A 15,776-nucleotide genomic window follows, 5' to 3' on the forward strand; every position below is an offset into this window, starting at 1 on the left:
GTGATCGATTTCGATCCGGGCACAGCAGCCCCCACCAAAGGCACCAGCCAGCGCAACGGCGGGGACCTCGTCGTCGAGACCCTTGAGGCGCTCGGCGCGAAGACGGTCTTCGGCATCCCGGGCCAGCACGCCCTGGGCCTGTTCGACGCTATGGGCCGCGGGAACCTGCAGTTCGTTTCCTCGCGCGTCGAGAACAACTCGGCCTTCGCCGCGGACGGCTACTCCCGCGCCACCGGCGAGGTGGGTGTGCTGTTCCTGTCCACCGGTCCGGGTGCGCTGACTTCCCTCGCCGGCCTGCAGGAGGCCTACGCCACCGGCGTGCCGATGGTGGTCGTGGCCAGCCAGATCCCGCTCGAGGGCCTGGGCGCCCGGCGCAAGGGCATGCTGCACCAGCTCGACGACCAGAAGGCCTCCGCGGCCAACGTCACCAAGAGCCAGCGCCTCATCCAGCATGCCTCGGGCATTCCTTCGGCCATCCAGGACGCCTGGACCGAGGCGATCTCCTCGCCGCAAGGCCCGGTCTGGATCGAGATCCCGCAGAACGTGCTGCTCGACCCCATCATGGTTCCGCCGGTGGAAGACGCCCTCGCCGAAGCCGCGGACAATCCGCCGCGCGTGGAACTGGTCCGGGAAGCCGTGAAGTGGCTCGCGACGGCGGAACGCCCCGCGATCATCGCCGGCGGCGGAACCCGGCGCGGCCGGGCTGAGAAGTCGTTGCTTTCGCTTGCCGAGCAGCTGCGTGCCCCGGTGATCTGCACCCCGGGTGGCAACGGCGCGTTCCCGTGGAACCACGAGCTGTCGCTGCAGTCCTGGATCGAGGACCGGTACATGACCGATCTTCTTGAGGACGCGGACGTGCTGCTCGTCATCGGCTCCTCGCTGGGCGAGGTGACCTCCAACTACTTCACCTTCGAGCCGCGCGGCCGGATCATCCAGATCGACGCCGAACCCCGGGTGCTCGAATCCAACCGTCCCGGCCTGGGCATCCGTGCCGACGCCGGGCAGGCACTCGCCGCACTGGACGAGGCCCTCTCCACGGCTCTGTCCGCCGCCGGCGCTGCCAACACTGTGGTCCGCAACTGGCACGGCGCCACCCCGGAGGAGACCGTCAAGGAGACGGTGGCGAAGGTCAGCGCACGTCTGGAATCACAGGACCTGGCGAAGGAACTGAAGTTCATGGCGGACATCCGCGAGGCCGTTCCGGACGGGATGCAGACCTTCTGGGACATGACCATCTCCGCGTACTGGGCCTGGAGCTGCTGGGATTCCCGGCAGGGCCAGTTCCACTCCGCCCAGGGAGCCGGCGGCCTCGGCTACGGCTTCCCTGCCGCGATCGGCGGTGCCGTGGGCCTGGAAACCACGGGCAAGCCTGCCCGGGTGCTGGCCGTGTCCGGCGATGGCTCCTCCATGTACTCCATCTCGGAACTCGCCACGGCCAAGCAGCACAACATCCCGGTCACCTGGCTGATCGTGGACGACGGTGGCTACGGCATCCTGCGCGAATACATGGTGGGCGCCTTCGGCAAGGCCACGGCCACCGAACTGGCGCGGCCCGACTTCGTGAAGCTCGCCGAATCCTTCGGCGTCCCGGCCCGCCGGGTGGCCCCGGAAAACGTGGGGGAGGCCCTCAAGGAGGGCTTCGCCGCGGACGGACCGAACGTCGTCGTGGTTGAAACCCTGCTGAAGATGTTCGCTCCGACCCACCTGGACTGAGCCTTCACCTCCCGCCTTTAGCGCGAACGAACACTTGGGGCCCCATTTCCCGCGGATTTGGGGCCCCAAGTGTTCGTTCGCGCTTGGCGTTTAAGTGATCCTCCTCGCAGTTAGTTTCCCAAAGCAACCTTTTATGTTTATAGTTGCTTTAGGCAAACAATTGAGGTGATCCACATGTCCGTCGCTTCCGGCACCGCGACCGAGCTCGTCCACCGGATCTTCGACCTCCAACGCGTGCTGCGGTGCATCGTCAGCACCAGCGTGGCACGCGATGCCAAGGTCGGTTTCGCCCTCCAGGGCGTCCTGCGCTTCATCGGGGAAGGGGAGTCCCGCGCCACGCACCTGGCGTCGCGGCTTGGCGTCAGCCCGCCGGTCCTCAGCCGGCACATCGCCGAACTCGAGGAACTCGGCCTGGTGGTCCGGCGTCCGGATCCCGCGGACGGCCGAGCGCAGCTGGTGGCATTGTCCGAGGAGGGCCTGGCCCAGCTGCGTGAATTCGAAGAAGAGCGCAGCGCCAGGCTCCGCGGCTACCTCGCCGAATGGAGCGAGGAAGATGCCCTGGAAGCGGGGCGCGTCATCGAGAAGCTGACGGACTCACTCAACCGGTCGATCCGGGAGCAACACCATTCCATCCGGGCAAAGGCGGCCGGACCTTCCACACTGAACCACACCACAGAGGAGGCAACGAGCCTTGGCAAAGCAAACGCTTGAGAGCCCGACGGCGGCCGGCACCACCGGCGACAAGGCACCCGTGCGGGCGAACACCGCGCCGCTGACCGCAGCGCCGATGACCCACCGCCAGATCATGGAGGCCCTGACCGGCCTGCTGGCCGCGTTCTTCACGGCCATCCTGAGCAGCACCATCGTGGCGAACGCCCTGCCGACCATCATGTCCGAGCTGCACGGAACCCAGACCGACTTCGCCTGGGTGATCACCGCGGCGCTGTTGGCCAACGCGGCCACCACGCCCATCTGGGGCAAGCTCGCCGACCTCTTCGACAAGAAGCTCCTGGTCCAGCTGAGCATCGTCATCTTCGTGGCCGGTTCCGTGCTGGCAGGCTTCTCCCAGACCATTCCGCTGCTGCTGGCTGCCCGCGTGGTCCAAGGCGTGGCCCTCGGCGGCCTCACCGCATTGGCCCAGGCCATCATCGGCACCATGATCCCGCCGCGCGACCGCGGCAAGTACTCCGGCTACATGGGCGCCGTCATGGCCGTGGGAACCGCGGGCGGGCCACTGCTTGGCGGCTTCATCGTGGACAGCCCGCTGGGCTGGCGCTGGACCTTCTTCGTCTGCGTGCCGCTCGCCGTCGTCGCGCTCATCCTGCTGCAGGTGACCCTGAAGATCCAGCACATCAAGCGCCCCGCAAGAATCGACTGGCTCGGTTCCATCCTGCTTACCGCCGGCGTCAGCCTGCTGCTGATCTGGGTTTCCTTCGCCGGCAACCCGGATTACTACGACTGGATCTCCTGGCAGTCCGCCGCCATGGTGGGCGGCGGCGTGCTGCTCCTGGCCCTGCTGGTGTTGGTGGAATCCAAGGTGTCCCAGCCGATCATCCCGCTGAAGATCATCCGCGAACGCACCACCGCGCTGGCCATCCTCGCCTCGGTGGCCGTGGGCGTGGCCATGTTCAGCTCCTCCACCTTCCTGGGCCAGTATTTCCAGGTGGCCCGCGGCGCCACGCCCACCGAGGCGGGCCTGCTCACGCTGCCAATGATCGCCGGCAACCTCGTGGGCTCGGTGGTGTCCGGGCAGCTGATCAGCCGCTTCGGCAAATGGAAGGGCTTCCTGCTGGGCGGTTCCGTGCTGCTGATCGGCGGCCTGGCACTCGCCGGTACCATCGACCACAACACCGAACTCTGGATCACATCCATCTACACCGCCGTCTTCGGCCTGGGCCTGGGCCTGCTGATGCAGAACCTGGTGCTCGCGGTCCAGAACACCGTCCGGGCCAAGGACATCGGCTCGGCCAGCGCTTCCGTGGCGTTCTTCCGTTCCGTGGGCGGCGCGATCGGCGTATCGGTGCTCGGCGCCGTCATGAGCAACCACGTCAAGGACCTTGCCGCCGAAGGCCTCGCGGCCGCGCACATTCCGGTATCCGGCGGTTCGGACGGCGCCAGCATGGACCTTGTCGACCTGCCGGCGCCCATCCGCGAAATCATGCGTGCGGCCTATGGCGACGCAACTGCCTTGATTTTCCTGATTGCCGCCGCAATTTCGGTGCTTGCATTCCTTGCAGTGCTGTTTATCAAGGAAGTCCCGCTGCGCCGGACTGTTGATGCGGCGCCGGAAAAGGAATTGCTGGCAAACGCCAGTGCCGAAGCGGGAATGTCCCTGGAAACCTCCCCTGCAGAGGCGTCTGAAGCGTTCGACGGCGGCAGCCCTGAAGCGTTCGACGGCGGCAGCCCTGAAGGGCTCGACGCTGGACGTCCGATGCGCCCAACCGCAGCTCCGGCCGAGGACCTTGACCTTGAATTCGCCCGGATCCTCACGGCCGAACGGCCGGGGCGGGGTGCGCAGGAGCCAGGGCTGCGGGAGGTCCACGAGCAGCTGGCGCACACCCAGCGACTGCTCGCCGAACAGCTGGCGGGCCTCAGCCAGGCGCAGCGCGAACTGCAGAAGGGGCTCGCCGAGCAGCGGGCCACCGCGGAGGAACAGTCCAGGACGGCCGCCGAACTCGCGGTGCTGCGCAAGGAACTCAAGCGTGAACGCCGCCGCCTTGAGGGCGCCGCCCTGCTCCTGGTGGCCGGCGACGCAGTGGTTCCGGGCACGTCCCGCCGGGAACGGACTGCCAAGGACCACGGGCGGCACGCCGGCTGAGTCCGATCTGTTCCGGCCAACGGCCCCGAAATTGAACCATATGGAGCATCCCTGCGGCGTCCGGTACGCCGCAGGGATGATCTTTGCCCGGAGTTGTTTCGCCGAGGCAACGGATTTCGTAGAGTTGGAAGGCTAATACTGTCAGCGCCTGCTGCTACTAATCTCCTTACTCATTCACGCACCTCAAATTCTAAGGATCCGTGGGCATGCTTCTCACCCTGATACGGCGCTACTCCAAGCCGTATTTGCCGCAAATTCTGGCCGTCATCATATTCCAGTTGGCGTCCACTATTGCGACCCTGTACCTCCCCAGCCTCAACGCCAAAATCATTGATCAGGGAGTCTCAAAGGGCGACACCGACTACATCTGGCAGACCGGGGCCCTGATGCTCGCCGTCGCCTTCGGCCAGGTGATCACGGCGGTTGCCGGCGTGTACTACGGCTCGCGTGTGGCCATGTCGATGGGCCGCGACCTGCGCCGCGACGTGTTCCGCAAGGTCAGCAGCTTCTCCGCCAAGGACGTCAACACCTTCGGCGCGCCTACCCTGATCACGCGCGGCACCAACGACGTCCAGCAGGTCCAGATGCTCATGCTGATGGGCCTGAACTTCATGGTCTCCACCCCCATCATGTGCGTGGGCGGCATCATCATGGCACTGCAGGAAGACCTCAGCCTGTCCTGGCTGGTCTGGGTTTCCGTGCCGGTCCTGGTGGCCGTGGTCGGCTACCTCGTGGTGCGCCTCATGCCGCTCTTCCGTTCCATGCAGAAGAAGATCGACGCCATCAACGGCGTGCTGCGCGAACAGATCATCGGCATCCGCGTGGTCCGGGCCTTCGTCCGCGAACCCTACGAGGTGAAGCGTTTCGGCGCTGCCAACAGGGACCTCACCGACGTCTCGGTGAAGATCGGCAACCTGTTCGTCCTGATGTTCCCTGCGATCGGCATGATCCTGCACCTGTCCACGGCGGCCGTATTGTGGTTCGGCGGGGAACGCGTGGACTCCGGCGACATGGAGGTCGGGGCGCTGACCGCCTTCCTGCAGTACCTGCTGCAGATCCTGATTGCCGTCATGATGGGCACTTTCATGGCCATGATGATTCCGCGCGCCTCGGTGTGCGCGGACCGCATCGGCGAGGTGCTCGACGTCGAACCGTCCATCCACAACCCGGACGCCCCGGTCACCCCGGCGGAGAAGAAGGGCCGGGTGGAATTCCGCGACGTCACCTTCAAGTACCCCGGCGCCGAGGAACCCGTGCTGAGCAACATCTCCTTCTCGGCCGAACCCGGCCAGACCCTCGCGATCATCGGTTCCACGGGTTCCGGCAAGACCACCTTGGTGTCCCTGCTGCCGCGGCTGTACGACGTCGCCGCCGGTGAGGTCCTGCTCGACGGCGTCCCCGTCACCGAACTGGACCGGGATGAAATCACCAGCCGCGTGGCCACGGTGCCGCAGAAGCCCTACCTGTTCTCCGGCACCATCGAGCACAACCTGCGCTTCGGCAAGACCGAAGCTACCGAGGACGAGCTGTGGGACGCGCTGGAAACCGCCCAGGCCAAGGATTTCGTCCAGGAAAAGAGCTCCGGGCTCAACCGGCGGATCGCGCAGGGCGGCACCAACGTCTCCGGTGGCCAGCGCCAGCGCCTGTGCATCGCCCGCGCCCTGGTCACCCAGCCCAAGGTGTACCTCTTCGATGACTCCTTCTCCGCCTTGGACGTGGCCACGGACGCCCGGCTCCGGCGGGCGCTGAAGGAGAAGACCCGGGACGCCACGGTGATCATCGTCGCCCAGCGCGTCTCCACCATCGCCGACGCAGACCAGATCCTGGTCCTGGACAACGGCCGGATCGTGGACCGCGGCACCCATGAGGAACTCCTGGAAACCTCACCCACGTACCAGGAAATCGTCGAATCCCAGCTGAGCGCGGAGGAAGTGGCATGAGCGGGCAGAACCAGCAGAAGCGCGGTTGGGCCGCGAAGGCCGAGGCCGCCAAGGCAGCCCGCGCCGCCGCGGCCGCGGACGAAACTGCGGTGGCCGCCGTCGCGGATGACGACTTCGAAGAAGAGGAGTACACACCCGGCGAAGCCGACGGCGGCATGTTCGGCAACCTGCCGGCAAAGAAGGCCAAGGCCTTCGGCCCGTCGGCCAAGCGGCTCATGGGACTGCTCAAGCCCGAATCCGCCGGCGTGTTCTTCGTGATCGGCCTCGTGGTGGTTTCCGTGGTGCTCAACGTCATCGCCCCGAAGGTGCTCGGCAGCGCCATGGACGTCATCTTCGGGGGCGTCATGGGCAAGCAGTTGCCGCCCGGCGTCAGCCAGGCGGCCTTCGCCGAAGGGCTGCGCCAGGCCGGCCAGAACAACTTCGCGGACATGGTCTCCAAGATGGAACTGACCAACGGCATCAACTTTTCCAAGCTGACGTTCCTGATCTCGATCGTGCTCCTGATGTATTTCGTGGCCAACATCTTCCTGTGGGCCCAGGGCTTCGTCCTGAACCGGATCGTCATGAAGGTCATCAACCGCCTCCGCAATGACGTCCAGGCCAAGCTCAACCGCCTGCCGCTGAACTACTTCGACACCCGGCAGCGTGGCGACATCCTGTCCCGCGTGACCAACGACGTCGACAACGTCCAGCAGGGCCTGCAGCAGGCCTTTGCGCAGCTGGTCAGTTCGGTGCTCACGGTGTTCGGCATCGTGGTCATGATGTTCATCGTCTCCTGGGAACTGGCGCTCATCGCGCTGATCGCCCTGCCCCTTTCGGGCATCGTGGCCGGCGTGATCGGCTCCCGCAGCCAGAAGCTGTTCGCTGCGCAGTGGAAGAACACGGGCGCGCTCAACGGGCAGATCGAGGAATCCTTCTCCGGCCACGAGCTGGTCAAGGTCTTCGGCCGTGACGCGGACATGCTGGAGCGCTTCGACGAACGCAACGAGGCCCTCTACAAGGCATCCTTCGGTGCCCAGTTCGTGTCCGGCATCATCTTCCCGGCCATGAACTTCATCTCCTACCTCGCCTACGTGGGCATCGCCGTCGTCGGCGGCCTGCGTGTAGCCTCCGGTTCCATGAGCCTGGGCGACGCGACGGCGTTCATCCAGTACTCCCGCGAGTTCACCCAGCCGCTGGGCCAGATCGCAGGCATGGCCAACATGCTGCAGTCCGGCGTCGCCTCCGCCGAGCGCGTCTTCGAGTTCCTGGACGCGGACGAGCAGGTTCCGGAGGATGCCGCCAAGCACCTGCCGGCACGCACGGACGGCCATGTGGAGTTCGAGAACGTGTCCTTCAGCTACGTGGCGGACAAGCCGCTCATCGAAGACCTGTCGTTCAGCGCCGAACCGGGGCACACGGTGGCTATCGTCGGCCCCACCGGTGCCGGCAAGACCACCCTGGTGAACCTCGTGATGCGCTTCTACGAGCTCAACTCCGGCCGGATCACCCTGGACGGCGTGGACATCAAGGAACTCGGCCGCTCCGAGCTGCGCTCCAAGGTGGGCATGGTGCTGCAGGACGCCTGGCTGTTCGGGGGAACCATCTACGACAACATCAAGTACGGCAAGCTGGACGCCACTGAAGAACAGATCATGGAGGCGGCCAAGGCCACGTACGTGGACCGCTTCGTGCGGGCCTTGCCCGACGGCTACCAGACCATCATCGACGAGGAAGGCACCAACGTCAGTGCCGGCGAGAAGCAGCTCATCACCATCGCCCGGGCGTTCGTGTCCGATCCGTCGCTGCTGATCCTGGACGAGGCCACCAGTTCCGTGGACACCCGCACCGAACTGCTGTTGCAGAAGGCCATGGCAGCCCTGCGCACGGACCGTACCAGCTTCGTGATCGCGCACCGGCTCTCCACCATCCGCGATGCGGACACCATCCTGGTAATGGAGAACGGCAGCATCGTGGAACAGGGCCGGCACAGCGAACTGCTGTCCATGCAGGGCGCGTACTACCGCCTGTACATGTCCCAGTTCGCCGGTGAGGACGCAGAGGAAACCCCAGTGGATGACACGACGGCGGTGCACAGCTGAGCGCGCCGGGCACCCCGCCGGCAGGCTCCACCGAGCCCCGGCGCATCACGGTCACCGTGCCGATGCGCTGGGGCGACATGGACGCCTACGGCCACATCAACAACGTCCAGATTGTCCGGATGCTCGAAGAGGCCCGCATCGCCGCCTTCGGTCCGCCGCGGGGCGCCGGACTCCCCGGGGCCGAACCGCCGGTGGCGATCTTCAACGACGTCGAGGACGGCGTCATGACCCTCGTCGTGGAACACAAGGTCCGCTACGTCCGCACCCTCGACTACCGCAACATCCCGGCGGAAGTCGAGATCTGGGTGGGGGCCGTCAAGGGGGCAAGCTTCGACCTCCACTACCTCGTCAAGGACCCCGTGACGGGGGAGGAGTGCGTGAAGGCCAGCACCCACCTGGCGTTCGTCGACGAAGCAACGGGCCGGGTCCGGCGGCTCACCCCGGAGCAGAAGGAACGCCTGGAGCCGTACCGGGCGTAGCCATCCCGTCCGATACCAGCAGCGCCCTGGGCGCCCGCATGGCCGTAGAGTTTCAGCATGAAGCTTGAGATTGCCGTGGTGGGCCTGCAGGGCGCTGTTGTCGCTGCCGAAGAAGGAGCGGACCGGATCGAGCTGTGCAGTGCCTTGGAGCTTGGCGGTCTGACTCCCAGCCATGGCCTTATGGAATCCTGCCTCGAAGCCGCGGGCGCCGCTGACAGGGGCTTGGAAATCCACCCGTTGATCCGCTGCCGGCCCGGAGACTTCCGCTATTCCGAGGATGAGCTGGCCACGATGGTCAAGGAGATCCGTGCGCTGCTGGACCAGGGCGCCAACGGCGTGGTTCTTGGCGCGCTTGACTCCAGGAACCAGCTGGACGTGGACGCCGTCCGCCGCCTCGCCGACGCGGCCCGGGACGTGAATCCGGACGCCGAACTGGTCTTCCACCGCGCAGTGGACGAGACACCCGACCCGGCCGCCGCCGTCGGGCAGCTCGTGGAACTCGGCTTCACCCGCGTCCTCAGCTCCGGGGGCGCAGCGACCGCGGGTGAGGGCTTGCCGGTGCTGTCCCGGATGGTGCAAAGCGCGGAAGGGCGGCTGCAGGTGATGGCCGGCGGCGGTCTGGCCATCGCGGACATAGCGGCGATGCGGCGGGCCGGCCTTGACGCCGTCCACCTTTCCGCCAAGAGGATCGTGTCTGCGTCGGGCGCCGGCAGCGCGGGCGGCGGACCGTCCTCGTACATGGTCACCGACCGGGAGATCGTCGCCGCCGCGAAGGCTGCCGTCGACGCCGCCGGGTAGTCCGTTACGGGAAGCGGACGGGAGGAAGCTCCAGGCTCATGAACACGCTGTTGGGGTCCGGGACGTAGTCGGCGAACGGCGGGCACTCGGTGAACCCGTGGCGCACGTAGAGCCGGCGCGCGGCGGCGAAGTAGTCCTCGGCGCCGGTTTCGAGGGACAGCCGCGACAGTCCGCGGCGGCGAGCTTCGCCCACGATGGCGGCCAGCAGCAGGCCCGCCACTCCTCGGCCCCTTGCCGCGGCCGCGGTGCGCATCGACTTGAGTTCGCCCTCCTTGGCGCCGTCCGGCCCAGCGGGAAGTTCCTTCAACGCGCCGCAGGCCAACAATGCCCCGTTCTCGCGCGCGGTCCAGAAGGTGATGTCCGGCTGGGACAGGGCGGAGTGGTCCAGGGCATGCACGCTGTCGGCGGGGGAGGTGGCGTACATGTCCGCGAGGTGTTCGTCCAACAGCAGTGAGACATCATCGCGTGCGGGATCGTCGAAGTCGATGTCGATCATGGCGCACAATCTACCCGGCGCTGATGTCCGGCTTGTTACGCCGGTGGCTGTCAAGGCGCGGGCGGGGGAAATCCCAGTGAGTACGGTTCGCAATGCTCCTTTACAGGGCCATTCGCGCCGTCAATGATTGAAGGATTCACCACGACGGTGACGCCCACCCGGACAGCCTCCCAGGAGCCCCAGTGACGCCCTTGCGCCAATCAACAGAGCGCCAGTCAGCAGTGCACCAATCAGCAGAACACCAATCAGCAGAACCCCAATCAGCAGAACACCAGTCAACCGGGCAGTACTCCGGCCATCCGGAACTTCCCTGCGGCGTCGGAGCGTGGGACAAGCTGCTCTACGGCAACCATCGCTTCGTGGTGGACGTCCCGGCGGCTCCGCCGGGAGCACCCGGGGTCCGGGTGGTCCTGCCTTGGCGGCGGCAGGACCCGGATCCCGCGGGGGTGGACGTCATCGTGGTCTCCCGCAGCAGCGGCCGGCGGGTGCGCAATCTGCTGGTCCGAAGCTCCACCCGGGAATCCGTCGAGCTCGTCTTCGAGGCGGTGGACGGCCCCGGGCATTACTTCGTCTACTACCTTCCGTACGCCATGCTCGGCGCGGCCCATTATCCGCAGGCACGGTACCTACCGCGGCGGCCGACGGCGGCACCCGGGTGGGCGGCCGCCGTCGGGAAGCCAGGGAAGCCGGTCGGGGAGCCGGCCAGGAGCGGCGACGCCGCGGGACTGCCGGACGCCGCGGGACTGCCGGACGCCGCAGGACTGCCGGACGCCGCAGTACTGCCGGACGCCGCAGTACTGCCGGAGGCGACGGTCCTGCGCTACGAGGCGGCGAGCGAACGCGATTCCTTCGCCCCGATGAACTTCACGGCCACGGAGCACGAGCTCCAGGCACTATACGCCAGGCACGGCGGCGAGGCGTTCCTGCTGTTTCCCGAGGACAGGCTGAACCCGGTGTCCATGCGGGAGCGGCTTCCCGCCCATTGGGCCATCAACGGGCCCGCCGACTCCGTCCGCGCTACCGCCCAGCCCGGCGAAGACTACGTGGTGCAGTTGGGACTGCACGCCGTGACGGGCTTGGCCGGCGTGACGGTCCGGGTGGAAGGGCCCGACGGCGGCCGCTGCCTGAACACCGAAGGCACCGACCGCTTGGGCCGGCCCCTGGCGAAGCAACTGTCCGTGGCGGCCGGGTCCGTCCAGGCGCTTTACGTGGTGCTGCCCGTTCCCCGCGCGGCGGCGGGCAGCACAATCACGGCAGCCATCACGGTTGCCGCGGAGGGTGCCGACCCCAAGCTAGTCACCGTCACCCTGGACGTGCTGCCGCTGGAAGCCGCCGATCCGGACGTCCTGGCCGGCGGCTTCGGCGATCCGCGATATCTGCGCCGGCTCGCCTGGCTGGACTCGACCCTTGCCCAGGACCACGGGCCCGTGGCGCCCTTCATCGCGATCACCCTCGACGCCGGGAACCGCACCCTCGGGATCCTCGGCCGGACCCTGCGGCTCGCGCCGTCCGGGCTGCCGGAGCAACTGAGCTCCACGTTCACGCCGGCCATGACCGGGACCGACGGACCCGCCGTCGAACTGCTCGCCACGGCCATGGAACTGGCCGTCGCCGTCGGGCAGCACAGCGGATGGGACTGCACACCGCTGGATTTCACCGTGCACGAATTTCCGGGGCACGGTCCGGGCAAGGTGTCCTGGAACAACCGCTGGGTCAGCATCGGAACCGGACTGGTCCTGGAGCTCCACGGTGAGCTCGAAGCCGACGGCGCGTGCAGCTATGCGCTGCGGCTGCGGAACGGGGACGGCGTGCCGCTGAAGCTCGACGACGTCGGGCTGGCGGCCGGGTTCGTCGAGGCAGCGGTGCCGCTCGCCATGGGTCTCGGCGTGCCCGGCGGCCGGCGCCCGGACACTCTCAATTGGAGCTGGGACGTAGCCGAGAAGAACCAGGATTCGCTGTGGCTCGGTGGGGTGAACGCCGGCGTCCAGTTGTCCTTGCGCGACGCCGAGTACGAACGGCCCCTCAACACCAACTTCTACCGGGAGAAGCCCCTGCGGGAGCCTGTTTCCTGGGCCAACCGGACGGACGGCCAGGTCCGCGGCGGCGTCAGCCTGGGCCCGGGTCCCGACGCCGGCACGGTGCAACTGAGCGCGTTCAGCGGTGCCCGCACCATGGCGCCGGGGGAGAGCCTTGATTTCGACTTCCGGGTGCTCCTCACCCCGTTCAAGGCGATCGACCCCGGAAAGCACTTTTCCCGCAGGTACTTCCACGCTCCGGCGGACCCCCGGGACATCGCGGAATCCGGGGCCACCGTAGTCAACATCCACCACGCCACCGCCCCGGCCCCGTACATCAACGATCCCCTGCTGAGCGCCGGCACCCTGGCCGGCTACGTCAGGGAAGCCCACGCCCAAGGACTGCGGGCCAAGGTCTACAACACGGTGCGGGAACTGACCTTCCACAGCCCGGAGCTGCTGCCGCTGCTGTCCCTGGGGCACGAAGTCTTCAGCGACGGCCCGGGACAGGGCCACCCCTGGCTCCAGGAGCATGCCGGCAGCGGCTACGTGTCAGCCTGGTTCGCCCCCGACGTCGAGGACATCGCCGTAGTGACCACAGGGGAGTCCCGCTGGGAGAACTTCTACGTCCGGAGCCTGGCTGAACTGGCGAAGGCAACCGCCGTGGACGGCATCTACCTGGACGACATCGCCTTCGACCGGCACACCATGCTGCGGGTGCGCAAGGTCCTCGAACGCAGCCGCCCGGCCGCCGGCCCGGCCACTGGTCCGGCAGGCGACGGCCCGGAAATCGACCTGCACTCCGCCAACCAGTTCACGGCCAAGGACGGGTTCGCCTCCTCCGCGAACCTCTACCTGGAACAGCTGCCCTATGTGGACCGGCTCTGGTTCGGCGAGTACTTCGACTACGACAACACGTCGCCGGAGTACTGGCTCGTGGAGCTCTCCGGCATCCCGTTCGGGCTCATGGGCGAAATGCTCGAAGGCGGCGGCAACCCCTGGCGCGGCATGGTATTCGGCATGACCGGCCGGGCGCCCGACGTCGACAACCATCCCCTGTGGCAGTTCTGGAAGGACCATGGCCTGGAACGCGCGCGCATGACCGGGTTCTGGGATCCGGGCGCACTGGTCCGCACCAGCGACCCCGCGGTCCTGGCCACCAGTTGGTCCGGCGACGCCGGGATGGTGGTGGCGCTCGCGTCCTGGGCCGAGGAGACTGTGGACGTGACCCTGGAGTTCGATGGCACCTGCGCCCCATTGAAAGCCCCAGCGATCGCGGGCTTCCAGCCGGCCGCCGAGTACGCGACCGGCCAAACCATCCGCATCGCCCCCCGGCGCGGGCTCCTGCTCACGATCGGATACGCACATGACTGACCCGGCACCCGCCGGCACCATCACTGCCGGCACCATCACCCTCGACGTGGCGGACTTCGGCCAGGAGAGTCCGCTGCCCCCGGTCGCGGCCGGAATCCACACACCGTACCGTGTGGGCATCGGAGTCCCGGACGAGCTGAAGGCCAGGGCGGCCTACGGCTACCCGCCCAACATCTACCCCTACACCATCCAGGACGGCTACTCGCGGGAGCGGAAGGCACGCGAGCTGCCCGCCGTCGTGCTGGAAAACCAGCACCTCAAGGCGACCGTCCTGCCTGGCCTGGGCGGCAGGATCTGGGAACTGCTGGACAAGGCCAGCGGCAAGCAGCTGCTGCACAGTCCCCGCACCATCCAGTTCGCCAACTTCGGTCTGCGCAACGCCTGGTTCGCGGGCGGGCTGGAATGGAACATCGGCACCCGCGGCCACACTCCCACTTCCTGCATTCCTTGGCACTCCGCCCTGCTGACGGCACCGGACGGCCAGCAGGTCCTGCGGATGTGGGAGTTCGAGAGGCTCCGCGGCGTGGTGGTCCAGGTGGACCTCTGGCTCCCCGCTGACTCCCGCGTGCTGTTCTCCGCCGTAAGGCTCCGCAACCCCGACCCGCACGAGGTGCCCATGTACTGGTGGAGCAACGCCGCCGTGCCGGAGACCCCGGACACCCGTGTGATCGCGCCCGCCCGGACGGCGTTCGGCAGCGACTACGAGACCGACATCCGGCGCGTCACGCCCACGGACCACGAAGGCGCGGACGCTACGTGGCCCGTCCGGAACGCCCACGCCGCGGACTACTTCTTCGACATTCCCGAAGGCCATCGCCACTGGATCGCCGCAGTGGATGCTGACGGCGACGGGCTGGCCATGCTGTCCACATCCCGGCTGCGCGGCAAGAAGCTGTTCGTCTGGGGGCAGGGGGACGGGCGGGCACAACTGGCAGGAATGGCTCAGCCCCGGTTCTGGAGCAGGGAACCCCGGAGCAGGCTACGCGGAAATCCAGGCCGGGCTGGCGCAGACCCAGTTCGAGCACTTGCCCATGCCCGGCGGCGCCGAATGGAGCTGGGTGGAAGCCTACGGAAACGCGGGCCTCGACACCGCTGCCGCCCACGGCGACTGGGATGCCGCGGTGGAGCATGCCCAGTCCAGGCTCGCCGGGCTCGCGGACCAGCAGGCCCTGGACACGGCGCTCGCCTTCGCTGGCTCCTTGGCGGACACGGCCCCGGAGAGCATGCTGCTGGCTGGTACCGGCTGGGGCGCCCTCGAAGAGGAGCTGCGCCGCGCCGCAGGTGCCCCGCCACTGGACAGTGGCGGCACGCCGTTCGCAGCGGGCACCATCACAGCCGAACAGCTGCCCTGGCTGGAGCTGCTCCGGCACGGACTTCCCGACGCCGACACGCCCCGGGCGTTTCCCGGTTCCGGCAGCTTCGTGGCAGGTCCGGCATGGGAACGGATGCTCCAAGGGGCAACAGGAACCGAAGCCCACTTCCACAGGGCCACCATGAAGCACGCCCGGCAGAATCTCGAGCCGGCGGAAAAGCTGTATGTCCAGGCCCTGGTCCTGGATCCCGGGCACGCGCTGGCCCACCGCGGCCTGGGCCTGCTGCTGCTGGCCACGGGCCGCGTCGACGCCGGCCTTGCCGAGCTCCGTGCAGCCTGCGCCGCGGACCCGGCGGGCGGGAAGCTGTTGGCCGAAGCCATGACCCTGCACCTGACCCACGGCGAGCCCCGGGCCGCCCTCCTACTGGCGGAACAGGCGCCAAAGGAGGCCACCGCCGCGGGGCGCAACCGGTTCCTGGCCGCCCGGGCCATGGCCGGCAGCGGCAGGACGGAAGAAGCCGCCGCGATCCTCAGGGAAGGGGTGGAAATCCCGGACCTGCTCGAAGGAGACAACGCGATTTCCGAGCTCTGGCAGCAGCTGTGCCCGGGGGAGGAAGTTCCCCGGAAATACCGCTTCAGCATGCACTAGGACCGGCGTGCACACAGCGCGAACGTACACTTGGGGCCCCGAAAACAGCGACAGCGGGGCCCCAAGTGTACGCTCGCGCAGTCCGGAGGGGGAGAGTTGGG

At 67.6% G+C, this 15,776-nt stretch carries 10 protein-coding genes and 1 pseudogene; 10 read left to right on the forward strand and 1 reads right to left on the reverse strand.

The window, feature by feature from the left end:
• The 7 genes from ACZ9CK_RS03590 to ACZ9CK_RS03620 all read left to right on the forward strand — a co-directional run bounded on the left by ACZ9CK_RS03590 (position 1) and on the right by ACZ9CK_RS03620 (position 9,829).
• Positions 1–1,713 carry a thiamine pyrophosphate-binding protein gene (locus ACZ9CK_RS03590; RefSeq protein WP_476049261.1) on the forward strand — a complete coding sequence of 571 codons (1,713 nt, stop codon included), beginning with the start codon at positions 1–3 and terminating at the stop codon, positions 1,711–1,713.
• 174 nt (positions 1,714–1,887) lie between these two features.
• A complete protein-coding gene (locus ACZ9CK_RS03595; RefSeq protein ID WP_476049262.1) occupies positions 1,888–2,424 on the forward strand; it encodes a MarR family winged helix-turn-helix transcriptional regulator in 537 nt (178 codons plus the stop codon).
• 76 nt (positions 2,425–2,500) lie between these two features.
• On the forward strand, positions 2,501–4,531 hold the full coding sequence (locus ACZ9CK_RS03600; RefSeq protein ID WP_476050847.1) for an MDR family MFS transporter: 2,031 nt from the start codon (positions 2,501–2,503) through the stop codon (positions 4,529–4,531).
• Positions 4,532–4,737: 206 nt separating this feature from the next.
• Positions 4,738–6,471, forward strand: coding sequence for an ABC transporter ATP-binding protein (locus ACZ9CK_RS03605; RefSeq protein ID WP_476049263.1), 1,734 nt, complete (start codon positions 4,738–4,740; stop codon positions 6,469–6,471).
• Positions 6,468–8,552, forward strand: a complete 2,085-nt coding sequence (locus ACZ9CK_RS03610; RefSeq protein WP_426302395.1) for an ABC transporter ATP-binding protein — start codon at positions 6,468–6,470, stop codon at positions 8,550–8,552. The genes ACZ9CK_RS03605 and ACZ9CK_RS03610 overlap by 4 nt, the downstream gene beginning before the upstream one ends.
• A 62-nt stretch (positions 8,553–8,614) precedes the next feature.
• Positions 8,615–9,031 carry an acyl-CoA thioesterase gene (locus ACZ9CK_RS03615; RefSeq protein ID WP_426303386.1) on the forward strand — a complete coding sequence of 139 codons (417 nt, stop codon included), beginning with the start codon at positions 8,615–8,617 and terminating at the stop codon, positions 9,029–9,031.
• Positions 9,032–9,088: 57 nt separating this feature from the next.
• Complete coding sequence (locus ACZ9CK_RS03620) at positions 9,089–9,829, forward strand: copper homeostasis protein CutC (protein WP_426302396.1); 741 nt, start codon at positions 9,089–9,091, stop codon at positions 9,827–9,829.
• Between the two features lie 4 nt (positions 9,830–9,833).
• Here the strand turns inward: ACZ9CK_RS03620 and ACZ9CK_RS03625 are convergent, their stop codons facing one another.
• A complete protein-coding gene (locus tag ACZ9CK_RS03625; RefSeq protein WP_426302397.1) occupies positions 9,834–10,325 on the reverse strand; it encodes a GNAT family N-acetyltransferase in 492 nt (163 codons plus the stop codon).
• A 182-nt stretch (positions 10,326–10,507) separates the two neighbouring features.
• On the opposite strand from ACZ9CK_RS03625, the gene ACZ9CK_RS03630 reads away from it, so the two are divergent.
• The 3 genes and pseudogenes from ACZ9CK_RS03630 (at position 10,508) to ACZ9CK_RS03640 (ending at position 15,675) form a co-directional block, all read left to right on the forward strand.
• A complete protein-coding gene (locus tag ACZ9CK_RS03630) occupies positions 10,508–13,714 on the forward strand; it encodes a glycoside hydrolase domain-containing protein (RefSeq protein ID WP_476049264.1) in 3,207 nt (1,068 codons plus the stop codon).
• Positions 13,707–14,567, forward strand: a pseudogene (locus tag ACZ9CK_RS03635) (DUF5107 domain-containing protein); the annotation flags it as partial. The gene ACZ9CK_RS03630 and the pseudogene ACZ9CK_RS03635, both read left to right, overlap by 8 nt.
• A gap of 205 nt (positions 14,568–14,772) precedes the next feature.
• Entirely contained in the window at positions 14,773–15,675 is a 903-nt protein-coding gene (locus ACZ9CK_RS03640; protein WP_476049265.1) for a hypothetical protein, read from the forward strand.
• Positions 15,676–15,776: the final 101 nt, after the last annotated feature.

Source organism: Arthrobacter sp. TE26545 (assembly GCF_056279005.1).

Excerpts from the sequence above, each read along its gene's own strand:
- ACZ9CK_RS03595 (WP_476049262.1), top strand. The coding sequence starts at position 1,888 with ATGTCCGTCGCTTCCGGCACCGCGACCGAGCTCGTCCACCGGATCTTC.
- ACZ9CK_RS03600 (WP_476050847.1), top strand. The coding sequence starts at position 2,501 with ATGACCCACCGCCAGATCATGGAGGCCCTGACCGGCCTGCTGGCCGCG.
- ACZ9CK_RS03605 (WP_476049263.1), top strand. The coding sequence starts at position 4,738 with ATGCTTCTCACCCTGATACGGCGCTACTCCAAGCCGTATTTGCCGCAA.
- ACZ9CK_RS03610 (WP_426302395.1), top strand. The coding sequence starts at position 6,468 with ATGAGCGGGCAGAACCAGCAGAAGCGCGGTTGGGCCGCGAAGGCCGAG.
- ACZ9CK_RS03615 (WP_426303386.1), top strand. The coding sequence starts at position 8,615 with ATGCGCTGGGGCGACATGGACGCCTACGGCCACATCAACAACGTCCAG.
- ACZ9CK_RS03620 (WP_426302396.1), top strand. The coding sequence starts at position 9,089 with ATGAAGCTTGAGATTGCCGTGGTGGGCCTGCAGGGCGCTGTTGTCGCT.
- ACZ9CK_RS03625 (WP_426302397.1), bottom strand. The coding sequence starts at position 10,325 with ATGATCGACATCGACTTCGACGATCCCGCACGCGATGATGTCTCACTG.